The organism is Micrococcus sp. KRD026 (genome assembly GCF_017168445.1).
Classification (GTDB): domain Bacteria; phylum Actinomycetota; class Actinomycetes; order Actinomycetales; family Micrococcaceae; genus Micrococcus; species Micrococcus luteus.
Genome location: NZ_JABFBA010000005.1, coordinates 21,982 through 46,752, shown reverse-complemented (window position 1 = coordinate 46,752; position 24,771 = coordinate 21,982). Strand labels below are relative to the sequence as shown.

Here is a 24,771-nt window from a genome sequence, read left to right as displayed (position 1 = left end):
GCCCGCACCCCAACCTGGCCCGCCCCCGTCCCGACAGGAGACCTCCGATGAGCCGTCCGGAGACACCGGACACCGCACCGCTGCCGATCGTCCCGTCGGCTGAGGACGAGACCGCCCGCGACGTCGAGGAGCGCTCCGCCCAGCCCGCCGGCTGGACGAGCGCGATGCGCACGCTCGACGCCGGCCTGGTGGTGGGCCCGCGCGCCTACACCTCACGGGAGGTGGCGCAGCGCCTCGGCGTCTCGATGGCCTCCGCCCGGAAGATCTGGCGTGCGCTGGGCTATCCGACGTCGCCGGAGGGGCACAAGGCCTTCACCGAGGCGGACATCGAGGCGTTCGAGTCCGTGCTCACGCTCGTACGCTCGGGGACGCTGAACGAGGACACCGCCATCTCGCTGGCCCGCTCGATCGGGCAGATGACGGACCGCATGGTGGTGTGGCAGATCGAGGCGCTCGTGGAGGACAAGATCGCCTCCGAGGGCCTGACGGACCCGGAGGCACGGCGGGCCGTCGTCGACATGCTCCCGGACATGGTCGGACCGCTCGAGAAGGCCATGCGGATCGTCTATCGGCGCCAGCTCAACCGCGCCGTCCAGCGCCTGACCGTGCGCGTGGAGGCCGGGCTGGCGGCCAGCGCCCAGGGCCGCGACGGCTCCGAGTCGGATGCGCCGCTGCCGCTGGCCCGCGCCGTCGGCTTCGCGGACATGGTCTCCTACACGACGCTCTCCCGGACCATGGACGACCGGACGCTGGCCCGCATGGTGCTGCGCTTCGAGTCCCTCGCCGCGGAGACCATCTCGGCCGGCGGCGGCTGGCTCGTGAAGACCATCGGCGACGAGGTCATGTTCAACGCCGAGACCCCCGAGGCCGGCGCCGCGATCGCGCTCTCCCTGGCCGAGACCATCGCCGCGGACGAGGAGCTGCCCTCGGCGCGCGTCGCCCTGACATGGGGACGGGTGCTCTCCCGCATGGGGGACATCTACGGGCCCACCGTGAACCTCGCCGCGCGGCTGACGTCCCTGGCCGATCCGGGTACCGTGCTCGTGGACGCCATGACCGCTGCGGCCCTGTCCCGGGACGAGCGCTTCGTGCTCGTCCCGCAGCCGCCCAGGATCGTCCGCGGGTTCGGAGAGGTCCGCCCCTCCCTGCTCATGGACGGGTCGGCCCAGACCCTGCTCGCCGACTGATCGAGGACCCCGTGGACCCCCGCCCCGAGACCCCGTCCGCGCCGCGGCCCCAGGCCGCCGGCGCCACCCACGTGGGCGCCGTCCGCGACCTGAACGAGGACGCGTGGACCCTCGTCGGGGAGCCGCTGGTGCTCGCCGCCGTGGCCGACGGCATGGGCGGGCACGAGGCCGGCGAGGTGGCCTCGGCCGCCGCGATCGAGACCCTGCGCCGCCGCGCCCCCGAGGTGCTCGCCCCGGGCACGGCCCACACGCCCCAGGAGCTCGGCCACCTGATCCACGAGGCGGACGCCGCCGTCGTCGAGGCCGGGCTGGGGCGCTCCGGCACCACCCTGACCGTCCTGGCCTGCCTGGACACGGAGCGCGGCCGCTGGGCCGTGGCGAACGTCGGCGACTCCCGGGTGTACCTGCGGCCCGTCGGCTCGCCGGTGCTCCAGCAGCTCACGGTGGACCACTCGGCGGTGCAGATGCTCGTCGACGCGGGGGAGCTCACCCCCGCCGAAGCCCGCGTCCACCCGCGCCGCAACGTCATCACCCGCGCGCTCGGCTCGCGCGAGGCGCTCACGGTGGACGTGGCCGAGGTCCCCCTCGCCTCCGGGGACCTCGTCCTGCTGTGCAGCGACGGCCTGACCGGCGAGCTGCTGGACGAGGAGATCCGCGCGCTGATCGACGACGCCGACACCCTCGAGGACGCCCTCGAGAAGCTCATCGGCGCCGCCCTGTGGCGCGGCGGCCGGGACAACGTCACGGCGGTGCTCGTGCGCATCCCCTGACCCGGGTGCGCCGTCCGGGACGCCGACTACGCTGGGCCGGGTGAGCACCCCCAAGGAATCCGCCGCCCAGCCCGATCCGCAGGACATCCCCGCCGCGGACCTGCGGGAGGAGTACGAGGACCTCGTGGAGCGGGTCCGCGCCGCCCGGACCGCCTACTACCAGCGGGACGCCCCGGAGATCTCGGACGCCGAGTACGACGCGCTGTACCGCCGCCTCGAGGACCTCGAGGCCCTGCACCCCGAGCTCGTGGCCAACGACTCGCCCACCCAGGAGGTCGGCGGCGAGGTCTCGGAGGCGTTCGCCCCCGTCCGGCACGGGGCCCGCATGTACTCGCTCGAGGACCTGTTCTCCATCGAGGAGCTCGAGGTCTGGTTCCGCCGCGCGGCGCAGGCCCTGACGCAGGTGCGACCGGGCGTGGCGCCCCGCTGGCTCGTGGAGGTGAAGATCGACGGGCTCGCCGTCGCCCTGCGCTACCGGGACGGGCGGCTCGTGCAGGCCGCCACCCGCGGCGACGGCGTCACGGGCGAGGACGTCACCGCCAACGTGCGCACCATCGGGGACATCCCGCACGAGCTCTCCGGCGAGGGCTGGCCCGCCGAGTTCGAGGTGCGCGGCGAGGTGTTCATGTCCTCCGCCGCCTTCGCCGAGCTCAACGCGCGTCGTGCCGAGGAGGGTCAGACGCCGTTCGCGAACCCGCGCAACGCCGCCGCCGGCGCCCTGCGTCAGAAGGACCCGGCCGTCACCGCGCAGCGCCCGCTGGCCATGTTCGTGCACGGCATCGGCTCGGTCGAGGCGTTCGGACTGGAGTCCCAGCACGAGGTGTACGACGCGCTCGCGGGCTGGGGCCTGCCCGTGAGCCCCTACACCCGCGTGGTGGAGGGTGCGGACGAGGAGGCGTTGGCCGCCGTCGTCGCGGTGATCGAGGAGTACGGCCGGCGCCGGCACGAGCTGATCCACGAGATCGACGGCATCGTGGTGAAGGCGGACGCGTTCGCGGACCAGCGCTACCTCGGCCACACCTCCCGCGTGCCCCGCTGGGCGGCGGCGTACAAGTACCCGCCGGAGGAGGTGCACACGCTGCTGCGGGACATCGCGGTCTCGGTGGGCCGCACCGGTCGGGTGACCCCGTTCGCGGTGTTGGAGCCGGTCACCGTGGCCGGGTCCACCGTCTCTCTGGCCACCCTGCACAACCAGGACGTGGTCAAGGCCAAGGGCGTGCTGATCGGGGACACCGTGGTGGTGCGCAAGGCCGGGGACGTGATCCCCGAGGTCGTGGGCCCCGTGCTGCCGCTGCGCGAGAAGGCGATCGAGGCGGGCCGGGAGCTGCGCGAGTTCGTCATGCCCGCGCACTGCCCCTCGTGCGGCACGCCGCTGGCCCCGGCCAAGGAGGGGGACGTGGACCTGCGCTGCCCCAACGCCCGCTCCTGCCCGGCCCAGCTGGCCGGCCGCGTCGAGCACCTGGCCAGCCGCGGCGCGTTCGACGTGGAGGCGCTCGGCGAGGAGGCCGCCCGCTGGCTCGTCCAGGGCCCCGGCGAGGACCCGGCCGAGCACGAGGGACACGTGCGGCCCGAGGGCCCGGGCCCCATCACGGCGGAGGCGCAGATCTTCGACCTCGCCTCCGGCACGCCGGAGGAGATCACGGGCCCGCGCGGCGAGGACGGACTGACGGACCTGCAGCGCTCCCTCGGCGCGGTGCGCGTGTGGCGCGAGGGCCGCACGAAGGTGGACGGCCGCATGGTGCCCTCGGGCGTGTTCACGCTCAAGCCGTACTTCTTCACCGCCGGCACCGCGAAGAGGCCGTCCGCGCCCACGGCCAACACGCTGCGCCTGTTCGACGAGCTCGAGAAGGCCAAGTCCCAGCCGCTGTGGCGCACCCTCGTGGCGCTGTCCATCCGGCACGTGGGCCCGACGGCGGCCCGCTCGCTGGCCACGGCGTTCGGCTCGATGGCGGCGCTGCGCGCGGCGGCCGAGGCCGGCGACCGGGACCGGCTGGCCGAGATCGACGGCGTCGGCCCGATCATCGCGGATGCGCTCATCGAGTGGTTCGCCGAGGACTGGCACCGGGAGATCGTGGACCGGTGGGCCGCGGCGGGCGTGGTCATGGAGGACGAGCAGGACGAGTCCACCCCGCGCACGCTCGAGGGCCTGACCGTGGTGGTCACCGGCTCGCTCGAGGGCTTCTCCCGCGACTCCGCGAAGGAGGCGATCCTCGTGCGCGGCGGCAAGGCCTCCGGGTCCGTGTCCAAGAAGACCGACTTCCTGGTGGCCGGCGAGGCCGCCGGCTCCAAGCTGGACAAGGCGCAGTCCCTCGGTGTGCCCGTGCTGGACGAGGCCGGGTTCACGGCGCTGCTGGCCGGCGGCCCGGACGCGGTGCGCCCGGCGGACACGGACGACGCCACCGACGGCGCCGCAGATGGGGAGGCCTCGGCATGAGCGCGCGCACCACGGTCCCGGGCCTGCTCGTGGTCGCCAAGGCCGCCGCGCGCGCCGGCGCGGACGTCCTGGCCCGGCGCTGGACCGGTCACCATCCGGCCGTCCCGCTGGGCATCGAGGAGATCGGCGCGGAGACGAAGTCCTCCGGCTCCGACTGGGTCACCGACTACGACCGCCGCGCCGAGCAGGCCGTCCGGGAGGTCATCGCCGGCTACCGTCCCTCGGACGAGATCACCGGCGAGGAGTACGGCGCCACCCTCCCGGCCGAGCCGTCCGGGTACCGCTGGTCCATCGACCCGCTGGACGGCACCACCAACTTCGTGCGCGGCCTGCCGCAGTTCTGCACCTCGGTGGCCGTCACCGGCCCGGTGGACGCCGAGACCGCCGATCTGCTGGGGGTGGCCGAGGGCACCGAACGCTGGCTGGCCGGCGTCGTGGCGGCACCCGCGCTGGGGCGCACCTGGTTCGCGAGCGCGGGCCGGGGCGCCTTCAGCACCGCGGACGCGACGACGGCGGGCGTGGACCTGCCCGACCGCGATGCCGCCCCCGTGCGGCTCACCGGTCCCCTGCCCGGACGCTCGGGGCGACTGCTCGCCACCGGCTTCGGCTACGACCCCGCCCGCCGGGCCCTGCAGGTGCGGGCGCTCGCGGCCCTGCTGCCCGCGTTCGGGGACGTGCGACGGATCGGCTCGGCGGCGCTGGACCTGTGCATGGTCGCCGACGGCACCCTGGACGCGTACGCCGAGTTCGGCACGCAGGAGTACGACTGGGCCGCCGGCGCGTTGGTGGCGGAGGAGGCCGGCGTCGCGGTGACGCGGCCCGCCTCGGCGGACGGCACGGCACATCCCGACTGGATGGTGGCCGGCGACGTGGACGCGGCCGCCCTGGCCGCCGTGACGGGGGAGAGGGCATGAGGCGGATCGTCGGAGACCCGTGGTTCTACCCGGTCCTGTTCGTGGCCGGCGGACTGACGTTCATGATCGCGGGGACGCGCCTGCAGCAGGTCGGCATGATCGTGGCCGGGCTCGTCCTGGCCGGCTACGCGGTCACGTACCGGTGGGCGGTCCGGGTCCGCTCGCGGCCGTTCGCCGGCGCGCAGGCGCACGTCGAGCGCGGCGGCGTCGTCGTGTTCTGGCGGCCGGGCTGTTCGTTCACGAGGCGGCTGGTCACGGAACTGACGGCGCAGGAGCGGGAGCGCGCCTACTGGGTGAACATCTGGCAGGAGCCGGCGGCCGCGACGTTCCTCGAAGGGCTGCACGAGGCGCGCGACGGCCACCCCCACCAGGCCGTGCCCACCGCCTGGCTGCGCCGGCGCGACTACGTCGTGGCCACGGACGCGACCCGCGCCCGCCTGAAGGACACGCTGCGCCAGCACGCCGGAGGCGACGCATGAGCGCCCTCGTCCGCCCGCTGCGCCCCGAGGACCACGAGGCGGTCGCCGAGCTCACCCTGGCGTCCTATGTCGACGGCGGCCACATCGCCCCCGACGACGCCTACGTGAAGACCCTCATGGACGTGGCCGACCGGGCCGGCCGCGCGGAGGTGCTCGTGGCCGAGGTCGACGGCGAGGTGGCCGGGTCAGTGGTGCTCACCCCGCCCGGCTCGCCCCTGGCCGAGACCTCCGGCGACGGGGAGTACGAGTTCCGCATGCTCGCCGTGCACCCGCGGTTCCACCGCCGCGGGGTGGGCGGCGCCCTGCTGGCCGAGATCGTGGCGCGGGCCCGCGCCGAGAAGGGCGTGGACGCCGTCGTGCTGACCACCATGCCCTCCATGACCGACGCCCACCGGATGTACGAGCGCGCCGGCTTCGTGCGCGTCCCGGAGCGGGACTGGTTCCTCGCGGACGTGGTGCCGGACCTCGACCCGGCCGACGAGACCGGCCCGTTCCTCGTCTACCGGCTCGCGCTGGACTGACCCCGGGCGGGACATCGGCACCGGGACCCCATTCGGGGCGGGAAATCCCTGTCATGCGGGCCCGGAGCGCCGCGGTGGGGTGGATCTCCCGCCTCGAAGCGGTGGCGGCGGCCGGGCAGGCCCCGGCACTAGACTCGATTCCGATGTGGCCGCCGCCGCGCCGGCGTCGTCCACCCCGCCCCGACCCGTCACACGAGGAGATCCATGCCTGAGATCACCCGGGATCAGGTGGAGCATCTGGCTCGCCTGGCCCACATCCGGATGACCGACGAGGAGCTGGACACGATGTCCGGCGACCTGGAGAAGATCCTGGAGCACGTCTCCGCGGTCCAGGCCGCCGCGGGCGACGACGTGACGCCGACGTCCCACCCCATCGCGTTGGAGAACGTGTTCCGCGAGGACGTGCCGGCCGGCATGCTCACGCAGGAGGAGGCCCTCGACCAGGCGCCGGACTCCGAGGACGGCCAGTTCAAGGTCCCCGCCATCCTGGACGGAGAGTGATCACCCCCATGACCGAGACGTTCGACGTGAACGCGACCCTCGGCGCCGACGAGCTCGTCCGGCTCACCGCGCTGCAGATGGCCGAGCGCCTGCGCGCCGGCACCACCACCTCCGTGGAGCTCGTCCAGGCCCACCTGGACCGCATCGCCGCCCACGACGGCGACGTGCGCGCCGACGCCGCCGGCGACCGCGGCGTGCGCGCCTACCTCCACGTGAACACGGACGAGGCCCTCGCCGTCGCCGCCGAGGTGGACGCGATCCGCGCCGCCGGCGGCCCCGAGGCCGACGCCCTGCACCCGCTGGCCGGCGTGCCCGTGGCCGTGAAGGACAACATCGTCACGCGCGGCCAGCCGACCACGGCCGCCTCCCGCATGCTCGAGGGCTGGCTCAGCCCGTACGACGCCACGGTGGTGGCCCGCCTCCGCGAGGCCCGCCTGCCGATCCTCGGCAAGACCAACCTCGACGAGTTCGCCATGGGCGGCTCCACCGAGCACTCTGCGTTCGGCATCACCCGCAACCCGTGGGACGGGGACCGCGTGCCCGGCGGCTCGGGCGGCGGCTCGGCGGCCGCCGTGGCCGCGTTCCTGGCCCCCTTCGCCCTCGGCTCGGACACCGGCGGCTCCGTGCGTGAGCCCGCCGCGTTCACCGGCACGGTCGGCGTGAAGCCCACCTATGGCGCCGTCTCGCGCTACGGCCTCATCGCCATGGCCTCCTCGCTGGACCAGATCGGCCCCGCCGCCCGCACCGTGGCCGACGCCGCGGCGCTGCAGCAGGTCATCGGCGGCCACGACCCGCAGGACTCCACGTCCCTGGCCGACGCGCCGGCGGACCTGACCGCCGCGGCCCGCGGCCGCGACCTGGCGGGGCTGCGCGTCGGCGTCGTGACGGACCTGCCGGCGGACGCGTTCCACCCGGGCATCCGGGCCGGCTTCGACGAGCACGTCGCCGCCCTGCGGGAGGCCGGCGCGGAGATCGTGGAGGTCTCCTGCCCCAGCTTCGACGCCGCCCTCGGCGCGTACTACCTGATCATGCCCTCGGAGGCCTCCTCCAACCTGGCCCGCTTCGACGGCGTCCGCTACGGCCACCGCGTGGTGCCCGACGGCGGCGGCACGATCGAGCAGGTCATGGGCGCCACCCGCGCCGCCGGCTTCGGCGCCGAGGTCAAGCGGCGCATCATCCTGGGCACCTATGCGCTGTCCGCCGGCTACTACGACGCCTACTACGGCTCCGCGCAGAAGGTCCGCACGCTCGTGCAGGAGGACTTCGCCCGCGCCTTCGAGCAGGTGGACGTCATCCTCACGCCCACCGCGCCGACCCCGGCGTTCGAGCTGGGCGCGAAGACGGACGACCCGATGACCATGTACGTCAACGACCTCGCAACCATCCCGGCCAACCTCGCCGGCATCCCGGGCATGTCCGTGCCGGGTGGCGTCGTCGACGGGCTGCCCTACGGCCTGCAGCTGATGGCACCGGCGCGCGAGGACGCGCGCCTGTACGAGGCCGGCGCCGCGCTCGAACGCCTCGTGGCCCAGCGCCGGGGCGGGCCGGTGTGGGCCGAGGCCCCCGAGCTGGAGAAGGGCGCGCAGCGCGCCACCACCGCGACCACGGCAGGAGGCCGGGCATGAGCCACGCAGAGCAGACCATGGACTTCGCGGAGGCGATGGAGCGCTTCGACCCCGTGCTGGGCTTCGAGGTGCACGTGGAGCTGAACACCGCCACGAAGATCTTCTCCTCGGCGCCCAACGCGTTCGGCGACGAGCCGAACACGAACGTGACCCCGCTCGACCTCGGCCTGCCGGGCACCCTGCCGGTGCTCAACCGCAAGGTCGTGGAGTACGCGATCCGCCTGGGCGTGGCCCTGGACGCGCAGGTCGCCGAGACCTGCCGGTTCGCGCGGAAGAACTACTTCTACCCGGACACGCCGAAGAACTTCCAGACCTCCCAGTACGACGAGCCGATCGTCTTCGACGGCCACCTGGACGTCGAGTTGGAGGACGGCGAGGTCTTCCGCGTGGAGATCGAGCGCGCGCACCTCGAGGACGACGCCGGCAAGCTCACCCACGTGGGCGGCTCCGGGCGGATCCAGGGCGCCTCCGCGTCCCTCGTCGACTACAACCGTGCGGGCGTGCCGCTCATCGAGATCGTCACCAAGCCGATCGTCGGCGCCGGTGCGCGGGCCCCCGAGCTGGCCCGCGCCTACGTCACCGCGATCCGGGACATCGTGCAGGCCATCGACATCTCCGACGCGCGGATGGAGCGCGGCAACGTCCGCTGCGACGCGAACGTCTCGCTGATGCCCAAGGGCGCCACCGAGTTCGGCACCCGCACCGAGACGAAGAACGTGAACTCCACGCGCGCCGTGCAGCACGCGGTCACCCACGAGATCCAGCGCCAGGCCGCGGTGCTGGCCGCGGGCGGCACCGTGACGCAGGAGACCCGCCACTGGCACGAGGACACCCGCAGCACCACCTCGGGCCGCCCGAAGTCGGACGCGGACGACTACCGGTACTTCCCCGAGCCGGACCTCGTGCCCGTGCACGTGGACGCCGCGTGGGTCGAGCGCGTGCGCGCGGCCATGCCCGAGCTGCCGGCCGTGCGGAACAAGCGGCTCAAGGCCGAGTGGGGCTTCTCGGACGAGGAGTTCCGCGACGTCGTCAACGCCGGCGTCCTGGACGAGATCGTCGCGACCGTGGAGGCCGGCGCCTCCGCGGCGGCCGCCCGCAAGTGGTGGATGGGCGAGATCGCCCGCCTGGCGAACGTCCGCGAGGTCGCCGTCGCCGAGCTGGGGATCACCCCGGCGCACGTGGTGGAGGTCGAGGAGCTGATCGCCGCGAAGACGATCAACGACAAGATCGCCAAGCAGGTGCTCGGTCTGGTGGCCGACGGCGAGGGCGCCCCGAAGGAGGTCGTCGCGGCGAAGGGCCTGGCCGTGGTGTCCGACGACGGCGCGCTCACCGAGGCCGTCGACGCCGCGATCGCGGAGAACCCGGACGTCGTCGCCAAGATCCAGGGCGGCAAGCTGCAGGCGGTCGGCGCGCTGATCGGCCCGGTCATGAAGGCGACGCGCGGCCAAGCCGACGCCGGCCGGGTGCGGGAGATCGTGCTGGAGCGGGTCGGGGTGGGCTGAGCAGCCGACCGATGGGCTCACGCGCGGCGCGCGACGGGCGGTCGCCACTTGATCGCCCAGGAGGATGTGAGACCCCTGGTGTCCGGCGACCGTGTAGTAGATGATGGCCACACTTCTGACAGGTCGTCCTCTCCCGGCCCCCTGACGGCACAGGGTGGGCGGCGCGCCTCCGAAGTGTAGCTTCCATCCGAGAGAAGGGGTCCCTCCCATGACATGTCGACGCACTCTGCTGGGAGCCGGCCTCGGCGCCGTCGGCGCCGCGCTGATCGCCCCCGCCGCCTCGGCGGCCACCGGCTCCACCACGTACCGCCAGCTCGTGATCACCCGGGTCACCTACGACTACTACCGCCGCGAGTACGTGGGCACCGGCATGTACGGCGGCGAGCCCGTGCGAGTCCGTTACACCTACTCGTACCGCCTGTACCGTGGATCGCACTGGTGGAGTCCACGACCCACCAGCAGTGTGAGGACGAGCGGATCGAGTCGGCCTCCCAGTGGACCTGCCTCAACGGGTGCTGGTACCCGGTGTACATCGTGTCGTGCCTCTCGCGCGAAGAGGGTGGTAGCGGCTCCGCAGTGGGGCCGTGACCGTACCGGCATGACGGGAACAGGCAACGGGGCGGGGCGTCGAATCCGACGGTCCGCCCCGTTCTGCTGTGCGAACGCTGCGAGGGGCCGCAGTGCTCCCCCTCCCCGCCATCGGAACGTCATGTGCGGTGATTACTTGAGGTAAAGTTTGAGGTGGCAAAACTGAGATCCGGAACAAAGTGGACCCGAGGGTGCGACACACGCCTCTGCCGCCACCTCGACTCTCACCTCTGCCGTCACCTCGACTCTCACCTCTGCCGTCACCTCGACTCTCACCTCTGCCGTCACCTCGACTCTCACCCCAGGAGCACCCTCATGACCCAGTTGACTCGTCGTCGCGTCGCGCAGGGGCTGGCGTGGACCGCCCCGGCCATCGCCGCCGCCGCTGCCGCCCCCGCCTTCGCCGTCAGCCCCTCGCAGACGCTGGCCTATCGATTCCGTGGGTCGATCTACACCTCCCTGGTCAACAACGGCGTCGGCTGCAGGAACACCACGTACGGTCGCTCCGGGTTGCGGCTCTCCAGCCTCTCGCTGTCCAACCAGGTGCCCATCGGGACCTCGCCCCTGGGGTTCTCCATCGTGGAGATGCCCCGCACCGACGGATCCGGCCTCTCGCCGCGGACCACGGCCACACTGGCCAACCCCGTGCAGCTCGTAGTCGCGTACCCCAGTGGGATGGTCGCGAACGTTGCGCAGCCGTTCACCTTCACCAACGGCACCGGTGCCAACTGGAGCGCGCCGACCCGCCGCACGGCCACTCTGACGAGCCCCGACGGCATCACGCAGACCTACGACGTGTTCACGTTCACCTGGCTCGGCAACCGCTCTCAGTCCACGACACAGGATCGGACCGCCTCAGGAACCCGTCCCACCAGCTGGGCGGGCACCGCCCTCACCGGCAGCTGGGCGGTCAACACGAGCTACTGCGCTGTGGATACCGCCTACTACCTCTCCAACTACTACTCCGGGGGCACCGCCGCGGCCCTCGGCCGCACCGCCGGCAGCTACGGCACCTTCACCACGGCCAACGGGTACACCGGTCTGGTGGTCTCCAACTCCCCGTCCACCGGCGGATGGATCGCGATCAACTGAGCCCGGCGGCGCCCGTCGCTCCGGACTTCGTCGGATCGCCGTGTCCCCGGAGGCTGCAGGACACCCTGGTGGTCGGGCCGTCTCAGTCGCCTGCCCCCGGAGGCGCAACGACGGCATGGTCGTCGGAGAGAGGGTCCTGAGCGGGACGTGCAGACTGACGGGCGGCCTATCAGCGCCCCGCGAGGGCGCAGGACGCCCGCTCGATGCGCGGCACCACCTTGCGCAGCAGCCGCCCCCAGCGGGGGGCGCGGCCGGTGAGCTCCTGGCGGGCTGCGGCGTCGTCGAGGGAGTCCAGGCCGGCGGCGCCCAGCCACACGCGGGCCCGGCGGGCCTCCGCGGGCGTGCGGGCGATGTCCTCGATCCGCTCCTCGCCGTGCCAGATCCCCAGGTAGGCCACGTTGCGGGCTCCGTCGCCGGCGTGGGCGAGGTCCCAGTCCAGGATCCCGGAGAGCTCCCACCGCACGTCGTCCCCGTCCGGGGCGGGCACCCAGTGCATGTTGTGCCCGGCCAGGTCCCCGTGCACCAGCGCGGGCCCGTCCGGGGGCGCGGCGGCCCACGCCGTCACCGCCCCCGCGATCCTCGCGACGAGGCCGGCCCAGTCCGCCGGTAGCGCTCCGGCGTGCTCTGTCGGCAGGGACGCGCCCAGCCGCCCCACGCGCGCCACGCGCTCCGCGGTCCACGGACCCCGGAACGCGAACGCCGGGCCGAGTCCCGCCGCGACGGCCGGGTCGGTCACGTCCACGGTGTCGAGGGCGTCCACGATTCCCCGCAGGACGGTCGGGTCGCCCTCGTGGGGCGGGTGCGGCTGCCCCGGCACGAACGCCTGGAGGACGGCCGCGGCGAGGGGGCGGCCGGCGTCGTCGTCCCGGCGGAGCACCGCCGACAGCGGACGCGGCACCGCGAAGGGCAGGCCCGCGTCCGCGAGGGCCGTCACCAGCCCCACGCGGCGCGGCAGGTGGGCGGCGGGGGAGTCCTCGGGCGCCCAGGCCGCGCCGACCGGGGCGCCGGCCTCGCTGACCCGGGCCATGCGCAGCACGGCCAGGCCGTCGAGCACCAGCACGCGGTGGAACTGGCCGGACTCCACCACGTGCCCGGCCGACCACGCGGCGGCGCGCAGCCGGTCCGCGAGCGCGGCGGGCACGTCCGGGAGCAGCCGGGTCAGGGCCTCGGCCGCCAGCTCGAGCTCGGACGCGACGGGGGAGGAGGTCATGTCCCCACGCTAGCGTCCGGGCGCGCGGGGGATACTGGCCCGCATGATCGGCCGCCCCGACCTCCGTTCCGACCTGCCCGCCCCGTCCGCCCGGACGGTCCGCTGGGAGATCGCGATCGTGCTCGGGCTCTCCCTCGGCCGCTCCGCGGTCTACGCGGTGGTGCAGCTGATCGACAAGGCCACCCGTGCCCCGCTGGGGGAGCAGACCACGGTGCTGAACCCCGCGCTCAGCCCGCGGTGGGGCTTCGACCTGACCTACCAGCTGCTGGACATCGGCTTCGCCCTCGTCCCCGTGCTGCTGGTGCTGCACCTGACGTGGCTGCGCGGCCGGAACCCGTTCCGGACCCTCGGCCTCGACCTGCGCCGCCCCGGCCGGGACCTGGCCTGGGGCGCGGGCCTGTTCGCGGTGATCGGGCTCGGCACCCTCGGCGTCTACGCCGCCGGCCGGGCCCTCGGGATCACGACGGCGATCGTCGCCAACGCGATGGACGAGAGCTGGTACCAGGTCCCGGTCCTGCTGCTCTCGGCCGTGCGCCACTCCCTGCTCGAGGAGGTCATCGTGGGGGCCTGGCTGGTCGACCGGCTCGGCTACCTGCAGCGGCTGAGGGCCGCGGGCCTGCACCGCGATCCGGCGCCGGCCGTGCCGTCGTCGTGGGCGAGCGCCGAGGGCCTGTTCCTGCCGACCCGCGTGGCCGCCGTCGTGCTCGCCCTCGCGCTGCTGCGCGGGGCCTACCACCTGTACCAGGGGGTCGGGCCGGGCGTGGGCAACGCGCTGATGGGCGTGGTGTTCGTGCTCGTGTTCCTGCGGGTGCGCCGGGTGATGCCGCTGGTGGTGGCGCACTTCCTGCTCGACGCCGTCGGGTTCGTGGGCTATCCGCTGCTGGCCCGGGCGGGCCTGCTCGGCTGAGTCACCGCCCCCACGGCGGCGGCGGGGCGGGTCAGAGGGTGACGTCGCCCCGCGGGGTCTGGAAGGTCACCGAGACGATGCCGGGGGTGCCCGACGGCGCCACGTACTCCACGTTGACGTCCGCGACCGCGGACTCCTCGCCCTCCTCGCCCAGCCACTCGAGCAGGCGCTCCGGGGAGCCGGCGATGCTCAGCCGCTCGATCGAGGCCTGCGCCTCGGCCGCCTGCGAGGGGTGCATGTCCTCCTGACCGTCGGCCCAGCGCAGGATGTACGGCAGCTGCGGGTCCGCGAGGGTGCCCTTGATGCCGATCTGCCGCCAGGACAGCTCGCGGCCGTCCGGGAAGCGACGGTTGCCGGGGACGGCCTCGCGGCCGAGGCGGCGCTCGAACCGGCCGATGTCCGGGGTGGCCACGGCCCAGCTCATCCAGCCCCCGCCCTGCTCGGTGCGGGCGCGCACGAGCTGGCCGAACGGCGCGCTGAGGGAGGCCGGGTGGTCCAGGGCCTCGACGACCTCCAGATACTGCCCCTCCGTCATGGGGAAGAGCGCGTTCTGGGTGCCGAAACGGGGGTGGACACCGCCCTTGATGCGCTCGATGCCCAGCGTCTCGGCGATGCGGGCGACCGTGGCGTCCAGGCCCTCGGGGCCGGCGGCGTAGGACACGTGGTCCATGCGACAGGTGTGCACTGCGCTGTTCCTCTCCGTTCCCGGGCTGCCCCGGGGATTGACCTGGTGCGAGTCGGGGGGCGTCGAGCCCTTGACGGGTCGGGCGCCCCGTGCGGAGAGCGTATCCGCGTGTGACACGCGTGACGAAATCGTGGCGGGGCGGCGGGCTACACTCGGAGGCACGGTCACGAGAGTCAGCAACAGGCCCCGGCATGCTGACCGGCAACCCTCCTTCCGCGGTGGGGTGCCCCGGGTGACGACCAGGCCGGCCCCACAACGGACGCCGGCAAGCGCGGGCCGATCCCACGGCCCCTCTCGACGGCGCCGGGTCATCTCCGGCACCTCGACGACGCCGGTCCGCGGATCGGCACGTCGGCCGGCGGGCGGGGCGGCCGGGTCCGGCCCCTGAACCCCTCAGGAGGGTCCGCCATGACCGACCAGACCACCCCGACCCCCGACGCCTGGGGCTTCTCCACCGCGCAGGTCCACGCGGGCGTCGCCGTCGGCCAGCACGCCTTCGGTGCGACCGCCCTGCCGATCTTCCAGACCACCTCGTACGACTTCCCGTCCGCCCAGGTGGCCGCGGACCGGTTCGCGCTCAAGGACCTCGACCCGCTCTACACCCGCATCGGCAACCCGACGCAGGGCCCGGTGGAGGAGAAGATCGCCGCGCTCGAGGGCGGTGTGGGCGCGCTGCTGCTGGCCTCCGGTCAGGCGGCGACGACGTTCGCGATCCTCAACCTCGCCGGCGCCGGCGACCACGTGGTCGCCTCGGCCAGCCTCTACGGCGGCACGCAGAACCTGTTCAAGCACACCCTCGCCAAGGTCGGCGTCGAGACGACGTTCGTGACCGACCCGGACGACATCGAGTCCTGGCGCGCCGCCGTCCGGCCGAACACCAAGGCGTTCTTCGGCGAGACCCTCGGCAACCCGCGCGGCGACGTCCTGGACGTGCGCGCCGTCGCCGACACCGCCCACGAGGCCGGCGTGCCGCTGATCGTCGACAACACGCTGGCCACCCCGTACCTGCTGCGACCGATCGAGCACGGCGCCGACGTCGTCACCCACTCCGCCACGAAGTACCTCGGCGGGCACGCCGCGGCCATCGCGGGCGTGATCGTCGACGCCGGCACGTTCGACTACGCGCAGCACGCCGAGCGGTACCCCGGCTTCAACGAGCCGGACGAGTCGTACCACGGCCTCGTCTACGCGCGGGACCTCGGGGTGGGCTCGCCGCTCGGCGCCAACCTGGCCTTCATCCTCAAGGCGCGCGTGCAACTGCTGCGCGACTACGGCTCGGCCATCTCCCCGTTCAACGCGTTCCTGGTGAACCTCGGCCTGGAGACCCTGTCCCTGCGCATGGAGCGGCAGGTGGCCAACGCGGCCGCCGTCGCGCGCTGGCTCGAGGGCCGCGACGACGTCGAGCACGTGGTCTACGCCGGCCTGGAGTCCAGCCCGTGGCACGAGCGCGCCCAGCGCTACCTGCCGAAGGGCGCGGGCGCGTTCGTCTCCTTCGAGATCGCGGGCGGCCGCGAGGCCGGGGCCGCGTTCGTGGACGGGCTCACCCTGCACCACCACGTGGCCAACATCGGCGACGTCCGCTCGCTCGTGGTGCACCCGGCCTCGACCACCCACTCCCAGCTCACCGACGACGAGCAGCGCGCCGCCGGCGTCACCCCCGGCCTGGTGCGGCTCTCGCTCGGCGTGGAGGACATCGAGGACATCCTCGCCGACCTCGAGCGCGGCTTCGCGGCCGCCGCTCGCCGCGGCGACGACGACGCGGGGGAGCGGGCATGACCGCCGTCGCCACGCGTCCGTCGCGCACCGCGCTGCCCCGCGGCGGCCGCCACCGTCTGCGGGTCGGCGAGCTGCGCACCGAGACCGGCGGGCTGCTGCCCGACGTCGAGCTGACCTACGAGACCTGGGGCACCCTCGCCGCCGACGGCTCCAACGCCGTGCTCGTGCTGCACGCCCTCACCGGCGACGCGCACGTGGCCGCGCACGAGGAGGACCCGACGCCGGGCTGGTGGGACGCCCTCGTCGGCCCGGGCCGCGCCGTGGACACGGACCGGTGGTTCGTGGTCGCCCCCGCCATGATCGGCGGCTGCCACGGCTCCACCGGGCCCTCGACGCCCGCGCCCGACGGGCGGCCCTGGGGCTCCCGGTTCCCGTTCCTCACGCTGCGGGACGCGGTCGAGGCCGAGCGGCGCCTGGCCGACCACCTCGGGATCGGCGCCTGGCGTGCCGTGATCGGCGGATCGATGGGCGGGGCCCGCGCCCTCGAGTGGGCCGCGACCCACCCCGCGCGCGTCGCCGGGGTGGGCGTGCTGGCCGCCACCGCGGCCTCCTCCGCCGACCAGATCGCGTGGGGCCAGGCGCAGACCGCGGCCATCCGCCTCGACCCGGACTTCCAGGGCGGCGACTACTACCCCGGCCCCGGCCCCGTGGCCGGCCTGGGCATCGCCCGGCGCATCGCCCACACCACCTACCGCACGGCGGGCGAGCTCGGCCAGCGGTTCGGCCGGGAACCGCAGGGCGTCGAGGACCCGTTCGGCGCCGTCGTCGGGGTGCCGGGCGGGCGCGGGCGCTACGCCGTGGAGTCCTACCTGGACCACCAGGCGGCCAAGCTCACCGACCGGTTCGACGCGAACTCCTACCTCGTGGTCACCGAGGCCCTCATGGGCCACGACGTCGGGCGCGGGCGCGGCGGCGTGGCGGCGGCGCTCGCGGACTACCGGGGCCGGGCGTTCGTGGCCGCCGTCGACTCGGACCGGCTCTACCTGCCGGCCGAGTCCGAGGCGCTCGCGGCGGCGCTGCCCGCGCGGCCGCCGGTGCACACGATCGCCTCGCCCATCGGCCACGACGGGTTCCTCACCGAATACGGCCAGGTGGCCGACACGCTGAAGCGCACCCTCGCCCTCTGAACTTTCGTTCGGGAAACGGCGGCGTGTCGCGGCACTGTCGTTCGGGAAACGGCCACCGGTCCCCGCCGGCCGGGCTCAGGGCTCGACGATGTCCAGCGGCTCGGTGTGGTCCGAGCCCTGCGGCATCGGCGCGCCGAAGAGCGGCTCGGGGACGGGGCGCTTGGCCGTGACGCCGTCGCCGGAGGAGACGCCGCGGAGGCGGCGGACCACCCACGGCGCCAGGTGCGTGCGCACCCATGCGGCGTCCGACGCGCGGGCCGCGCGCCACGTGCGCGGCGCCGGCGGGGAGAGGCGCAGGTGCTCGAGGCCGTGCTCCACGCCGAGGGTGTCCAGCACCATCGCGGCGATCGTGTGGTGGCCGAGCGCAGAGAAGTGCAGGCGGTCCTCGGCCCACATCTCCCGCCGGGCGAGGTCCTTGAGCGACCACATGTCCGGCACCAGCGCGTCGTGCCGCAGCGCGATGGTGCGCACGTTCTCGTTGTAGATCGCCACGGTGCCGCGGATGCGGCCGATGACGGGCGTGCCCTTCACGTCGGTCGCGTTGAACAGCAGCACGGTGGCGCCGTCGGAGGCCAGACGCTCGACGACGGCGTCCAACCGGACCGCGATCTCGTCCGGGTCCGCGCCGCGCAGGATGTCGTTGCCGCCCGCGCAGACGCTGATGAGGTCCGGCCGCAGGGCGAGCGCCGGCTCCACCTGGTCCTCGGCGATCTGGTCCAGCAGCTTCCCGCGGACCGCCAGGTTGGCGTAGGCCAGGTCCTCGCCGGGCGGCGTCAGGCGGGAGAGCTCCTCGGCCAGGCGGTCGGCCCAGCCGCGGTGGTAGCCGGGACGGTCCGGGTCCGGGTCGCCGATGCCCTCGGAGAACGAGTCCCCGATGGCGACGTAGCGGCGCCACGGATGGGCGGCGGGGTCGTCGACCGGGGTCGCGTCGGAGGCGTGCGGAGGCTGGGAGGAGGATGGGTTACCCACGGGTAGGATTCTGCCCACGTCGCGCGGGAGGGGTCAACCTCCGGGAGGGGCCGACCGTGCCGCTCGCTAGGCTGGCGGACGTGAACGCGAACCCCACCCCCGCCGTCGAGCCCGTCGTCCGCTGGTCCCGCCCCGAGGGCGAGCGCACCGAGGACCTGCTGATCGTCCTGCACGGCTACGGCGCGAACGAGGACGACCTGTTCGGCCTCGTCCCGCACCTGCCCGAGCACGTCACGGTGGCCGCCGTGCGCGCGCCCCTGCCCCTGCAGCCGGGCTCCCACGCCTGGTTCCCGCTCTCCCAGGACCCGGTCACGGGGGAGCTGGGCTCCACCGCCGAGCCGGTCCGCGAGGCCGTCAAGGCCCTGCACGCCTGGGTGCAGGCCGTGCGCGGGGACTTCCGCACCGTCTCCCTGCTCGGCTTCTCACAGGGCATGGCCATGGCCACGTCGCTGCTGCGCCTGGACCCGGAGGCCTACGCGTGCACCGTGGCGCTGTCCGGCTTCGTGGTGGACCCGGAGCTCACCGAGCCGCGGCTGCGCGAGCTGTTCACCCGCGACGACGACGTCGCCCGCGTCCGACCGAAGGTCTTCTGGGGCCGCGGCCAGGAGGACCCGATCATCTCCGAGCCCCGGGTCGAGGAGACCCATGCCTGGCTGAACGCCCACGTGGACCTCATGAAGATCGTCTACGCCGGGCTCGGCCACGCGATCAACGAGCAGGAGCTGGGCCACGTGAAGGAGTACCTCGCACACATGGTGCCGCCCCGCGGCTGACGCACCGGGCCTGCTCGACGACGGCGCCGCGGCCGCCCGCCGCGGCGTCGGCTCAGGCCTGCCCGGCCTGGACGACGAACGCCTCGCCGGCGAACTCCACGACGTCCCCGTCGTGCAGCTGGGCGCCGCGGCGCGTCTCCACCGCGCCGTTGACGGTGACGAGCCCGTCGGTGACGACGTCGCGGGCCATGGCCCCGTCCTCCACGAGGGAGGCGAGCTTGAGCGCCTGGCCGAGGCGGATGGACTCATCACGGATGGGCAGGGGCTGGGCGTCGGGTGCGTTCGTCTCGGTCATGGTGTCCATCATGGCCGGTAGGCTGGACGGGATCGACCGGCGCGCCGCGCCGGAACGGGCCCGCCGCGTCGGAGGCGGCCGGGTGCCGTCGTCGTCGTGATCCCCTCCCGCCCCGCCGATGAGTACGGAAGTGATGCCCCCATGGCTGCCAAGTCCCCGCTGGACAACGTCATCAACCTCGCCAAGCGTCGAGGCTTCGTGTTCCAGGCCGGTGAGATCTACGGCGGTTCGCGCTCCGCGTGGGACTACGGGCCCCTGGGTGTGGAGCTGAAGGAGAACATCAAGGCCGAGTGGTGGAAGACTTTCGTGCGCTCCCGTGAGGACATGGTGGGCCTGGACTCCTCCATCATCCTGCCGCGCGCGGTGTGGGAGGCCTCCGGCCACGTCGAGACCTTCACCGACCCGCTCGTGGAGTGCACCCAGTGCCACAGGCGCCACCGCCAGGACCACCTGCTCGAGGCGTTCGAGGCCAAGAAGGGCCGGCCGGCCGAGGGCATGGCCGAGATCGTGTGCCCGGACTGCGGCACCCAGGGCGCCTGGACCGAGCCGCAGCTGTTCTCGGGCCTGGTCAAGACCTACCTCGGCCCCGTGGACAACGAGGAGGGCCTGCACTACATGCGCCCGGAGACGGCGCAGGGCATCTTCGTGAACTTCCTCAACGTGCTGGGCGCGGCCCGAAAGAAGCCGCCGTTCGGCATCGGCCAGATCGGCAAGGCGTTCCGCAACGAGATCACCCCGGGCAACTTCATCTTCCGCACCCGTGAGTTCGAGCAGATGGAGATCGAGTACTTCGTGCCGCCGGCCGAGGCGGGCCAGCACTTCGACCGCTGGGTCGAGGACTGCTGGGACTGGTTCATCGACCTCGGCATCGATCCCGCGCACCTGCGCAAGTTCGACGTCCCCGCGGACGAGCGGGCGCACTACTCGGACGCCACGATCGACCTCGAGTACGACTTCGGCTTCACCGGCGGCGACGGCTGGGGCGAGCTGATGGGCATCGCGAACCGCACCGACTACGACCTGGGCCGGCACACCGAGCACTCGGGCACCAAGATGCAGTACTTCGACCAGGCCAACAACGAGCACTACACCCCGTACGTGATCGAGCCGTCCTTCGGCCTGACCCGCGCCATGATGGCGTTCCTCGTGGACGCCTATGCCGAGGACGAGGCCCCGAACGCCAAGGGCGGGGTGGACGTGCGCACCGTGCTCAAGCTGGACCCGCGCCTGGCCCCGGTCAAGGCCGCCGTGCTCCCGCTGTCGAAGAAGCCCGAGCTGCAGCCGGCCACCCAGTCCCTCGCGGCGGAGCTGCGGACCCTCTGGAACATCGAGACGGACGACTCCGGCGCGATCGGCCGTCGCTACCGCCGCCAGGACGAGATCGGCACCCCGTTCTGCATCACCGTGGACTTCGACACCCTCGAGGACCAGGCCGTGACCATCCGCGAGCGGGACACCATGGCCCAGGAGCGCGTGGCGCTGTCCCAGGTGAAGTCCTACCTGCTGGAGCGCCTGGTCAAGTGAGCGGGGACGTGACGGGAGCGGCCGGGGCCGCGGGGCACGACGACGGCGGCGCGCTGTTCGACTCCGCCGCGGTCGTCGGCGGGGAGATCGTGCTGCGTCCCTGGCGGCCCGGGGACGACCTGGCCCTGCTCGAGGTGTGGGGTGACCCGGCCAACGCGCAGCAGCACCAGGACCGGGCGATGCTCGCCGAGGACGCGGAACGGCCCTGGCGCCGCGCGCTCGTGGCCGAGGACGCCGGCGTGCCGGTGGCGGCCGGCGTCGTCTATGCCTCGTCCGTGCACCCGCGGCGGCTGTGGCTGTACGTCGAGACCGCGGCCGCCGAGCGGCGCCGGGGCATCGGCCGGGCGCTCGTGGCGGCCCTGCGGGGGCTCGCCGCGGAGGCGCACGCCGCCGGCGCCATCCCGACGACGGCCCTGAAGGCCCGGTTCGCCAAGGACGCCCTGGTGCCCGGCGTGACCGGCGCCGACCCGCAGACCGAGGCCGACGGTGCGACCGGCCGCCCGCCCGTGGACACGGACGCCGTGCGCTCCCAGACCGCCGCACTGGCCGCCGGCACCGAGGCGTTCCTCGTGGCCGAGGGCTTCACCCCCGTGCAGCGCTCCCGCCGCGTCGCGATCGCCCCGGGGGCCATCGGCCTGCCGGACGTGCGCGGCGAGGAGCACCCGGACGGCGTGGTCCTCGAGGAAGCCTCGACCGGCTCCGTCGAGCTGACGCAGGCGGTCACCGCGTTCTACGACGCCGTGCACGCCTGGGACCCGTCGACCCTGAGCGTCGGGGCCGCCCAGCAGCTGCTGCTGGGCCCGGCCACCGGGGCCGCGGGCGCCGCCGTGCTCCGCGACGCGCCGAAGACCGAGGGCGGGCGCATCCGCGCGTTCGCGGTGTCCTACACCCCGGAGCGTCAGGACGCGCCGGCCGACGTGCTCGTGGGCTGGGATCCGGAGCTGGGGGAGACGGACGCGCTGCAGGCCGTGGCCGACCTGCTCGCCCTGCTCGTGGCCCAGTACCCCGTGCAGATCGAGGTGGACGAGGCCATGGCCCCGCTGGAGCGGATCGTGGACGGGCTCATCGGCGGCAACGCCGCGCGGACCCTGGTGGACACGTACGTGTTCGTGGACGACGCGCCGGGCGCGTGAACCGGGCGGCCGTAGCGGACCGCCGGCGCACCCGCACCCTGCGGGGCACCGTCCTGGCGGTGGCCCTGCTCAACGGCGCCTACCTGGTGGTCGAGATCATCCTGGCGGTGGGGATCGGCTCGGTGGCCCTCGTGGCGGACTCCGTCGACTTCTTCGAGGACTTCGCCGTCAACCTGCTGATCTTCGTGGCGCTCGGGTGGACGGCGGCCCGGCAGGCGGTCATCGGCAAGGTCATGGCCGGGATCATCGTGCTACCGGCCGTGGCGGCGCTCGTCATGGCGGCCACGAAGGTCGGCGACCCCGAGCCGCCCGCCGCGGGCGTGCTGCTCGGGGTGGCCGTCGGCTCGATCCTCGTGAACCTCGTGTGCGTGGCCCTGCTGGCCCGCGTCCGCACCGACGGCGGCTCCCTCACCCGGGCGGCGTGGCTCGCGGCGCGCAACGACCTCGTGGCCGGCGTCGTGCTGATCGCCCTGTCCGGGATCACGGTGCTGACGGCGTCGGGCTGGGCGGACATCATCGTGGGCGTGCTTCTCGTGCTGCTCAACGGCTCCGCCGCCAAGGAGATCTGGGAGGCTGCGACCGAGGAGCACCTGGCGGCCCAGGCCCTCGCCGGCGAGGTCGACGACGACTGAGCGGTTCCTACGGGGCGGCGGGCAGCCGGGCGGCGAGCACCGCCCCGACGGCGGCCAGGCCCAGGAACACCGTCAGCGCCGGTGCCAGACCGACGGCGCCGGCCAGTGCCCCGACCGCCGGGCTGAGCCCGACCCCGGCCAGCCGCATGCACCAGCTCGTCACCGCCAGCCCGGTCTGCGGCCGGAGCCCGGGCGCCTCGTCGCCGAGCGCATAGGCCACGGGCACCACCACGGCGCAGCCGAGCCCCGCCAGCATCAGCCCCGCGAACGCGGCGGGCACGGCCACCGGCTCGGGCAGCGGCGCCAGGGCCAGCCCCAGCCCCACGACGACGGCGCCCAGCCCCGCCGTCAGCGCCCCGCGGCGTCCCAGGGCGGCGAGGGTGCGGTCGCCCGCGAGGCGTCCGACGAACTGCGCACCCAGCAGCGTCGACGCGCCGAGCACCGCCGCGGCGGGGTCCAGGCCGCGCTCGGTGATCAGGAACAGGGTGGCCCACGCGTTGCCGAACTCCTCCACGCCGAAGCCGGCCATCCCGATCACCACGGCGGGGAGGAGCGCGGCCACGGCGGCGCGGCGGGGCAGGGCCGGTGCGGGCGGTGCAGGCGGCGTGGACGTCTCCGACGGCGCGGGTGACTTCTCCGCGGCGCCGCGGGCGGACGCCGAGTCCGCGGGCGCCTCCGCCAGGAACATGCGCCGGACCCCCAGCAGCACCGCGACGCACGCGCCGCCGTTGAGCCCCAGGTGCAGGGCCGCGGGGCCGCCCACGGTGATGACCACCGCACCGAGCCCGGCACCGGCCGCCGCCCCGAGACTCCAGCCGGCGTGCATGGTCGTGAGCACGGGCCGGGCCAGCCGGGTCTGCACCTGCAGGCCCTGCGCGTTCTGGGCGGTGTCCACGACGGCGTCGAGCACCCCCGAGGCCAGGACGAGGCCCGCGAAGACCCACAGCAGCCAGGCCGCGGCCGTGCCCGCACCGTGCCCGGCCCCCGCGCCCGCCCCGGCGACGTCGAGGACGAGACCGGCCGCCGTCGTGAGCAGGGCGATGGCCACGCTGCCGGCGAGCATGACGCGGCGGGCGCCGAACCGGCGCAGGATCGGCGCGGGCAGGGGCCCGGCGAGCGTGCCGCCCACGGCGAGCGCGATGACGAGCAGGCCGAACGCGGCCGGGTCCAGGCCGAACGCGGCCTTGGCCTCCGGGTAGTGCGGGATGAGCGCGCCGAGCAGGGCGCCGTTCGTCGCGAAGGCGGCGGTGACGGCCCAGCGCGCGCGACGGGCTCGGGCGACGCCGTCGTCGGCGGCCGGGAGGTGAGGCGGGGCCTCGCTCATGCATCCCAGCCGAGCAGGCGCCAGACCTCCGCCCAGCCGGCGAAGATCTTCGCGTTGTACTCGACCCCGAGCTGGTTGGGGTTGGCGAACAGGACCCAGTCGGCGGCGGCGACGGCGTCGTCGGCGGCGAGCTTCTCCGCGACCTCCTCGGCGGACCCGGCATAGGTCGGGCCGGAGCGGGCGGCGCCGCCCTCGAGCATGCCGGAGGAGTCGCGCGAGGCCCGCTCCCGGCCGAAGTACAGCTCGTCCTCCCGGTCCTGGATGACGAACGCGGAGCGCGTGACCGCCGTGCGGCCCGGACCGGCGTGGCCGGCCGCGGCGAAGGCCTCCCGGTAGCGCGCGATCTGGTCGGCCTGCTGGACGTGGAAGGGGCGGCCGTCGTCCTGCAGGAGCAGGGTGGAGGAGAGCATGTTGTAGCCGTCCGTGGCGGCGCCGGCCACCGAGCCCACGGAGCCGGACCCCCACCAGATGCGGTCCGCGAGCCCGGGGGAGTGCGGCTCGATCCGCAGCGGCTGCGAGCTGTGCGCCCAGCCGGAGGTGAGGTCCGGCGTCGCGATGCCCTCGCCGCGCACGGCCGAGAGGAACCGGCGTCCGCGCTCTCGGGTCACGTCGGCCCAGGTCTGCCCCTCGTCGAGGGCGTAGCCGAACTGCGCCTGGCCGTCGAGGGCGGCCTCGGGTGAGCCGCGGGAGACGCCGAGCTCGAGCCGGCCGCCGGAGATGAGGTCCGTGGTGGCCGCGGCCTCGGCCATGTACAGGGGGTTCTCATACCGCATGTCGGGCTTGTGGCGTTGGTGCGACCGGCT

Annotated in this window: 23 protein-coding genes and 1 riboswitch; of the genes, 17 read left to right on the top strand and 6 right to left on the bottom strand. The window is 74.2% G+C overall.

The window, feature by feature from the left end; all coding sequences use genetic code 11:
- Positions 1 to 47: 47 nt before the first annotated feature.
- From J1M40_RS01615 to J1M40_RS01570, 10 genes are all read left to right on the top strand, one after another.
- Positions 48 to 1,187, top strand: coding sequence for an adenylate/guanylate cyclase domain-containing protein (locus J1M40_RS01615; protein WP_206450398.1), 1,140 nt, complete (start codon positions 48 to 50; stop codon positions 1,185 to 1,187).
- An 11-nt stretch (positions 1,188 to 1,198) separates the two neighbouring features.
- A complete protein-coding gene (locus J1M40_RS01610; protein WP_102708163.1) occupies positions 1,199 to 1,957 on the top strand; it encodes a PP2C family serine/threonine-protein phosphatase in 759 nt (252 codons plus the stop codon).
- A 40-nt stretch (positions 1,958 to 1,997) separates the two neighbouring features.
- Positions 1,998 to 4,391, top strand: a complete 2,394-nt coding sequence (gene ligA / locus J1M40_RS01605) for an NAD-dependent DNA ligase LigA (RefSeq protein WP_161788077.1) — start codon at positions 1,998 to 2,000, stop codon at positions 4,389 to 4,391.
- Entirely contained in the window at positions 4,388 to 5,305 is a 918-nt protein-coding gene (locus J1M40_RS01600) for an inositol monophosphatase family protein (RefSeq protein WP_144859992.1), read from the top strand. Before ligA ends, J1M40_RS01600 begins: the two co-directional genes overlap by 4 nt.
- Positions 5,302 to 5,784, top strand: a complete 483-nt coding sequence (locus tag J1M40_RS01595) for a hypothetical protein (RefSeq protein ID WP_070709919.1) — start codon at positions 5,302 to 5,304, stop codon at positions 5,782 to 5,784. Before J1M40_RS01600 ends, J1M40_RS01595 begins: the two co-directional genes overlap by 4 nt.
- Positions 5,781 to 6,305, top strand: coding sequence for a GNAT family N-acetyltransferase (locus J1M40_RS01590; protein WP_070709921.1), 525 nt, complete (start codon positions 5,781 to 5,783; stop codon positions 6,303 to 6,305). Before J1M40_RS01595 ends, J1M40_RS01590 begins: the two co-directional genes overlap by 4 nt.
- Before the next feature lie 204 nt (positions 6,306 to 6,509).
- Complete coding sequence (gene gatC, locus J1M40_RS01585) at positions 6,510 to 6,806, top strand: Asp-tRNA(Asn)/Glu-tRNA(Gln) amidotransferase subunit GatC (RefSeq protein ID WP_002854348.1); 297 nt, start codon at positions 6,510 to 6,512, stop codon at positions 6,804 to 6,806.
- Positions 6,807 to 6,814: 8 nt separating this feature from the next.
- The gene (gene gatA / locus J1M40_RS01580) at positions 6,815 to 8,431 is read left to right on the top strand and encodes an Asp-tRNA(Asn)/Glu-tRNA(Gln) amidotransferase subunit GatA (protein WP_206450397.1); all 1,617 of its coding nucleotides are present in this window, start codon (positions 6,815 to 6,817) and stop codon (positions 8,429 to 8,431) included.
- Entirely contained in the window at positions 8,428 to 9,933 is a 1,506-nt protein-coding gene (gene gatB / locus J1M40_RS01575; RefSeq protein WP_073115842.1) for an Asp-tRNA(Asn)/Glu-tRNA(Gln) amidotransferase subunit GatB, read from the top strand. The genes gatA and gatB overlap by 4 nt, the downstream gene beginning before the upstream one ends.
- A 903-nt stretch (positions 9,934 to 10,836) precedes the next feature.
- On the top strand, positions 10,837 to 11,613 hold the full coding sequence (locus J1M40_RS01570; RefSeq protein ID WP_144819143.1) for a hypothetical protein: 777 nt from the start codon (positions 10,837 to 10,839) through the stop codon (positions 11,611 to 11,613).
- Positions 11,614 to 11,782: 169 nt separating this feature from the next.
- Here J1M40_RS01570 and J1M40_RS01565 read toward each other — a convergent pair whose 3' ends face one another.
- Positions 11,783 to 12,823 carry a phosphotransferase family protein gene (locus J1M40_RS01565; protein WP_073115838.1) on the bottom strand — a complete coding sequence of 347 codons (1,041 nt, stop codon included), beginning with the start codon at positions 12,821 to 12,823 and terminating at the stop codon, positions 11,783 to 11,785.
- Positions 12,824 to 12,866: 43 nt separating this feature from the next.
- Between J1M40_RS01565 and J1M40_RS01560 the strand changes: the two genes are divergently transcribed.
- The gene (locus tag J1M40_RS01560) at positions 12,867 to 13,730 is read left to right on the top strand and encodes a CPBP family glutamic-type intramembrane protease (protein WP_206450396.1); all 864 of its coding nucleotides are present in this window, start codon (positions 12,867 to 12,869) and stop codon (positions 13,728 to 13,730) included.
- A gap of 31 nt (positions 13,731 to 13,761) precedes the next feature.
- On the opposite strand, the gene J1M40_RS01555 is transcribed toward J1M40_RS01560, so the two are convergent.
- Positions 13,762 to 14,400 carry a VOC family protein gene (locus J1M40_RS01555; RefSeq protein WP_206450395.1) on the bottom strand — a complete coding sequence of 213 codons (639 nt, stop codon included), beginning with the start codon at positions 14,398 to 14,400 and terminating at the stop codon, positions 13,762 to 13,764.
- A 177-nt stretch (positions 14,401 to 14,577) separates the two neighbouring features.
- Positions 14,578 to 14,693, top strand: a riboswitch (SAM riboswitch).
- A 130-nt stretch (positions 14,694 to 14,823) separates the two neighbouring features.
- On the opposite strand from J1M40_RS01555, the gene J1M40_RS01550 reads away from it, so the two are divergent.
- On the top strand, positions 14,824 to 16,191 hold the full coding sequence (locus tag J1M40_RS01550; protein WP_144819139.1) for a bifunctional o-acetylhomoserine/o-acetylserine sulfhydrylase: 1,368 nt from the start codon (positions 14,824 to 14,826) through the stop codon (positions 16,189 to 16,191).
- The gene (locus tag J1M40_RS01545; protein WP_010079225.1) at positions 16,188 to 17,318 is read left to right on the top strand and encodes a homoserine O-acetyltransferase; all 1,131 of its coding nucleotides are present in this window, start codon (positions 16,188 to 16,190) and stop codon (positions 17,316 to 17,318) included. The genes J1M40_RS01550 and J1M40_RS01545 overlap by 4 nt, the downstream gene beginning before the upstream one ends.
- A 75-nt stretch (positions 17,319 to 17,393) precedes the next feature.
- Here J1M40_RS01545 and J1M40_RS01540 read toward each other — a convergent pair whose 3' ends face one another.
- Positions 17,394 to 18,287, bottom strand: a complete 894-nt coding sequence (locus tag J1M40_RS01540; RefSeq protein ID WP_041103533.1) for an SGNH/GDSL hydrolase family protein — start codon at positions 18,285 to 18,287, stop codon at positions 17,394 to 17,396.
- Positions 18,288 to 18,367: 80 nt separating this feature from the next.
- Here J1M40_RS01540 and J1M40_RS01535 point away from each other — a divergent pair, with 80 nt between their 5' ends.
- Positions 18,368 to 19,060, top strand: a complete 693-nt coding sequence (locus J1M40_RS01535) for an alpha/beta hydrolase (protein ID WP_206450394.1) — start codon at positions 18,368 to 18,370, stop codon at positions 19,058 to 19,060.
- 52 nt (positions 19,061 to 19,112) lie between these two features.
- On the opposite strand, the gene J1M40_RS01530 is transcribed toward J1M40_RS01535, so the two are convergent.
- A complete protein-coding gene (locus tag J1M40_RS01530) occupies positions 19,113 to 19,355 on the bottom strand; it encodes an RNA-binding S4 domain-containing protein (protein WP_036317588.1) in 243 nt (80 codons plus the stop codon).
- Positions 19,356 to 19,496: 141 nt separating this feature from the next.
- Here J1M40_RS01530 and J1M40_RS01525 point away from each other — a divergent pair, with 141 nt between their 5' ends.
- From J1M40_RS01525 to J1M40_RS01515, 3 genes are read left to right on the top strand one after another with little or no spacing between them, the layout of a single operon-like run.
- On the top strand, positions 19,497 to 20,879 hold the full coding sequence (locus J1M40_RS01525) for a glycine--tRNA ligase (protein WP_115165255.1): 1,383 nt from the start codon (positions 19,497 to 19,499) through the stop codon (positions 20,877 to 20,879).
- Positions 20,876 to 22,012 carry a GNAT family N-acetyltransferase gene (locus J1M40_RS01520; RefSeq protein WP_119217459.1) on the top strand — a complete coding sequence of 379 codons (1,137 nt, stop codon included), beginning with the start codon at positions 20,876 to 20,878 and terminating at the stop codon, positions 22,010 to 22,012. Before J1M40_RS01525 ends, J1M40_RS01520 begins: the two co-directional genes overlap by 4 nt.
- On the top strand, positions 22,009 to 22,644 hold the full coding sequence (locus J1M40_RS01515) for a cation transporter (protein ID WP_119217458.1): 636 nt from the start codon (positions 22,009 to 22,011) through the stop codon (positions 22,642 to 22,644). Before J1M40_RS01520 ends, J1M40_RS01515 begins: the two co-directional genes overlap by 4 nt.
- Positions 22,645 to 22,651: 7 nt before the next feature.
- Here the strand turns inward: J1M40_RS01515 and J1M40_RS01510 are convergent, their stop codons facing one another.
- Entirely contained in the window at positions 22,652 to 23,968 is a 1,317-nt protein-coding gene (locus tag J1M40_RS01510) for an MFS transporter (RefSeq protein WP_119217457.1), read from the bottom strand.
- Positions 23,965 to 24,741, bottom strand: a complete 777-nt coding sequence (locus J1M40_RS01505; protein WP_119217456.1) for an LLM class flavin-dependent oxidoreductase — start codon at positions 24,739 to 24,741, stop codon at positions 23,965 to 23,967. The genes J1M40_RS01510 and J1M40_RS01505 overlap by 4 nt, the downstream gene beginning before the upstream one ends.
- Between the last annotated feature and the right edge of the window lie 30 nt (positions 24,742 to 24,771).

What these genes read in the sequence shown, in the direction of transcription:
- J1M40_RS01615 (WP_206450398.1), top strand. Translation starts at nt 48, where the DNA reads ATGAGCCGTCCGGAGACACCGGACACCGCACCGCTGCCGATCGTCCCG.
- J1M40_RS01600 (WP_144859992.1), top strand. Translation starts at nt 4,388, where the DNA reads ATGAGCGCGCGCACCACGGTCCCGGGCCTGCTCGTGGTCGCCAAGGCC.
- J1M40_RS01595 (WP_070709919.1), top strand. Translation starts at nt 5,302, where the DNA reads ATGAGGCGGATCGTCGGAGACCCGTGGTTCTACCCGGTCCTGTTCGTG.
- J1M40_RS01590 (WP_070709921.1), top strand. Translation starts at nt 5,781, where the DNA reads ATGAGCGCCCTCGTCCGCCCGCTGCGCCCCGAGGACCACGAGGCGGTC.
- gatC (WP_002854348.1), top strand. Translation starts at nt 6,510, where the DNA reads ATGCCTGAGATCACCCGGGATCAGGTGGAGCATCTGGCTCGCCTGGCC.
- gatA (WP_206450397.1), top strand. Translation starts at nt 6,815, where the DNA reads ATGACCGAGACGTTCGACGTGAACGCGACCCTCGGCGCCGACGAGCTC.
- gatB (WP_073115842.1), top strand. Translation starts at nt 8,428, where the DNA reads ATGAGCCACGCAGAGCAGACCATGGACTTCGCGGAGGCGATGGAGCGC.
- J1M40_RS01570 (WP_144819143.1), top strand. Translation starts at nt 10,837, where the DNA reads ATGACCCAGTTGACTCGTCGTCGCGTCGCGCAGGGGCTGGCGTGGACC.
- J1M40_RS01565 (WP_073115838.1), bottom strand. Translation starts at nt 12,823, where the DNA reads ATGACCTCCTCCCCCGTCGCGTCCGAGCTCGAGCTGGCGGCCGAGGCC.
- J1M40_RS01560 (WP_206450396.1), top strand. Translation starts at nt 12,867, where the DNA reads ATGATCGGCCGCCCCGACCTCCGTTCCGACCTGCCCGCCCCGTCCGCC.
- J1M40_RS01555 (WP_206450395.1), bottom strand. Translation starts at nt 14,400, where the DNA reads ATGGACCACGTGTCCTACGCCGCCGGCCCCGAGGGCCTGGACGCCACG.
- J1M40_RS01550 (WP_144819139.1), top strand. Translation starts at nt 14,824, where the DNA reads ATGACCGACCAGACCACCCCGACCCCCGACGCCTGGGGCTTCTCCACC.
- J1M40_RS01545 (WP_010079225.1), top strand. Translation starts at nt 16,188, where the DNA reads ATGACCGCCGTCGCCACGCGTCCGTCGCGCACCGCGCTGCCCCGCGGC.
- J1M40_RS01530 (WP_036317588.1), bottom strand. Translation starts at nt 19,355, where the DNA reads ATGACCGAGACGAACGCACCCGACGCCCAGCCCCTGCCCATCCGTGAT.
- J1M40_RS01525 (WP_115165255.1), top strand. Translation starts at nt 19,497, where the DNA reads ATGGCTGCCAAGTCCCCGCTGGACAACGTCATCAACCTCGCCAAGCGT.
- J1M40_RS01510 (WP_119217457.1), bottom strand. Translation starts at nt 23,968, where the DNA reads ATGAGCGAGGCCCCGCCTCACCTCCCGGCCGCCGACGACGGCGTCGCC.
- J1M40_RS01505 (WP_119217456.1), bottom strand. Translation starts at nt 24,741, where the DNA reads ATGCGGTATGAGAACCCCCTGTACATGGCCGAGGCCGCGGCCACCACG.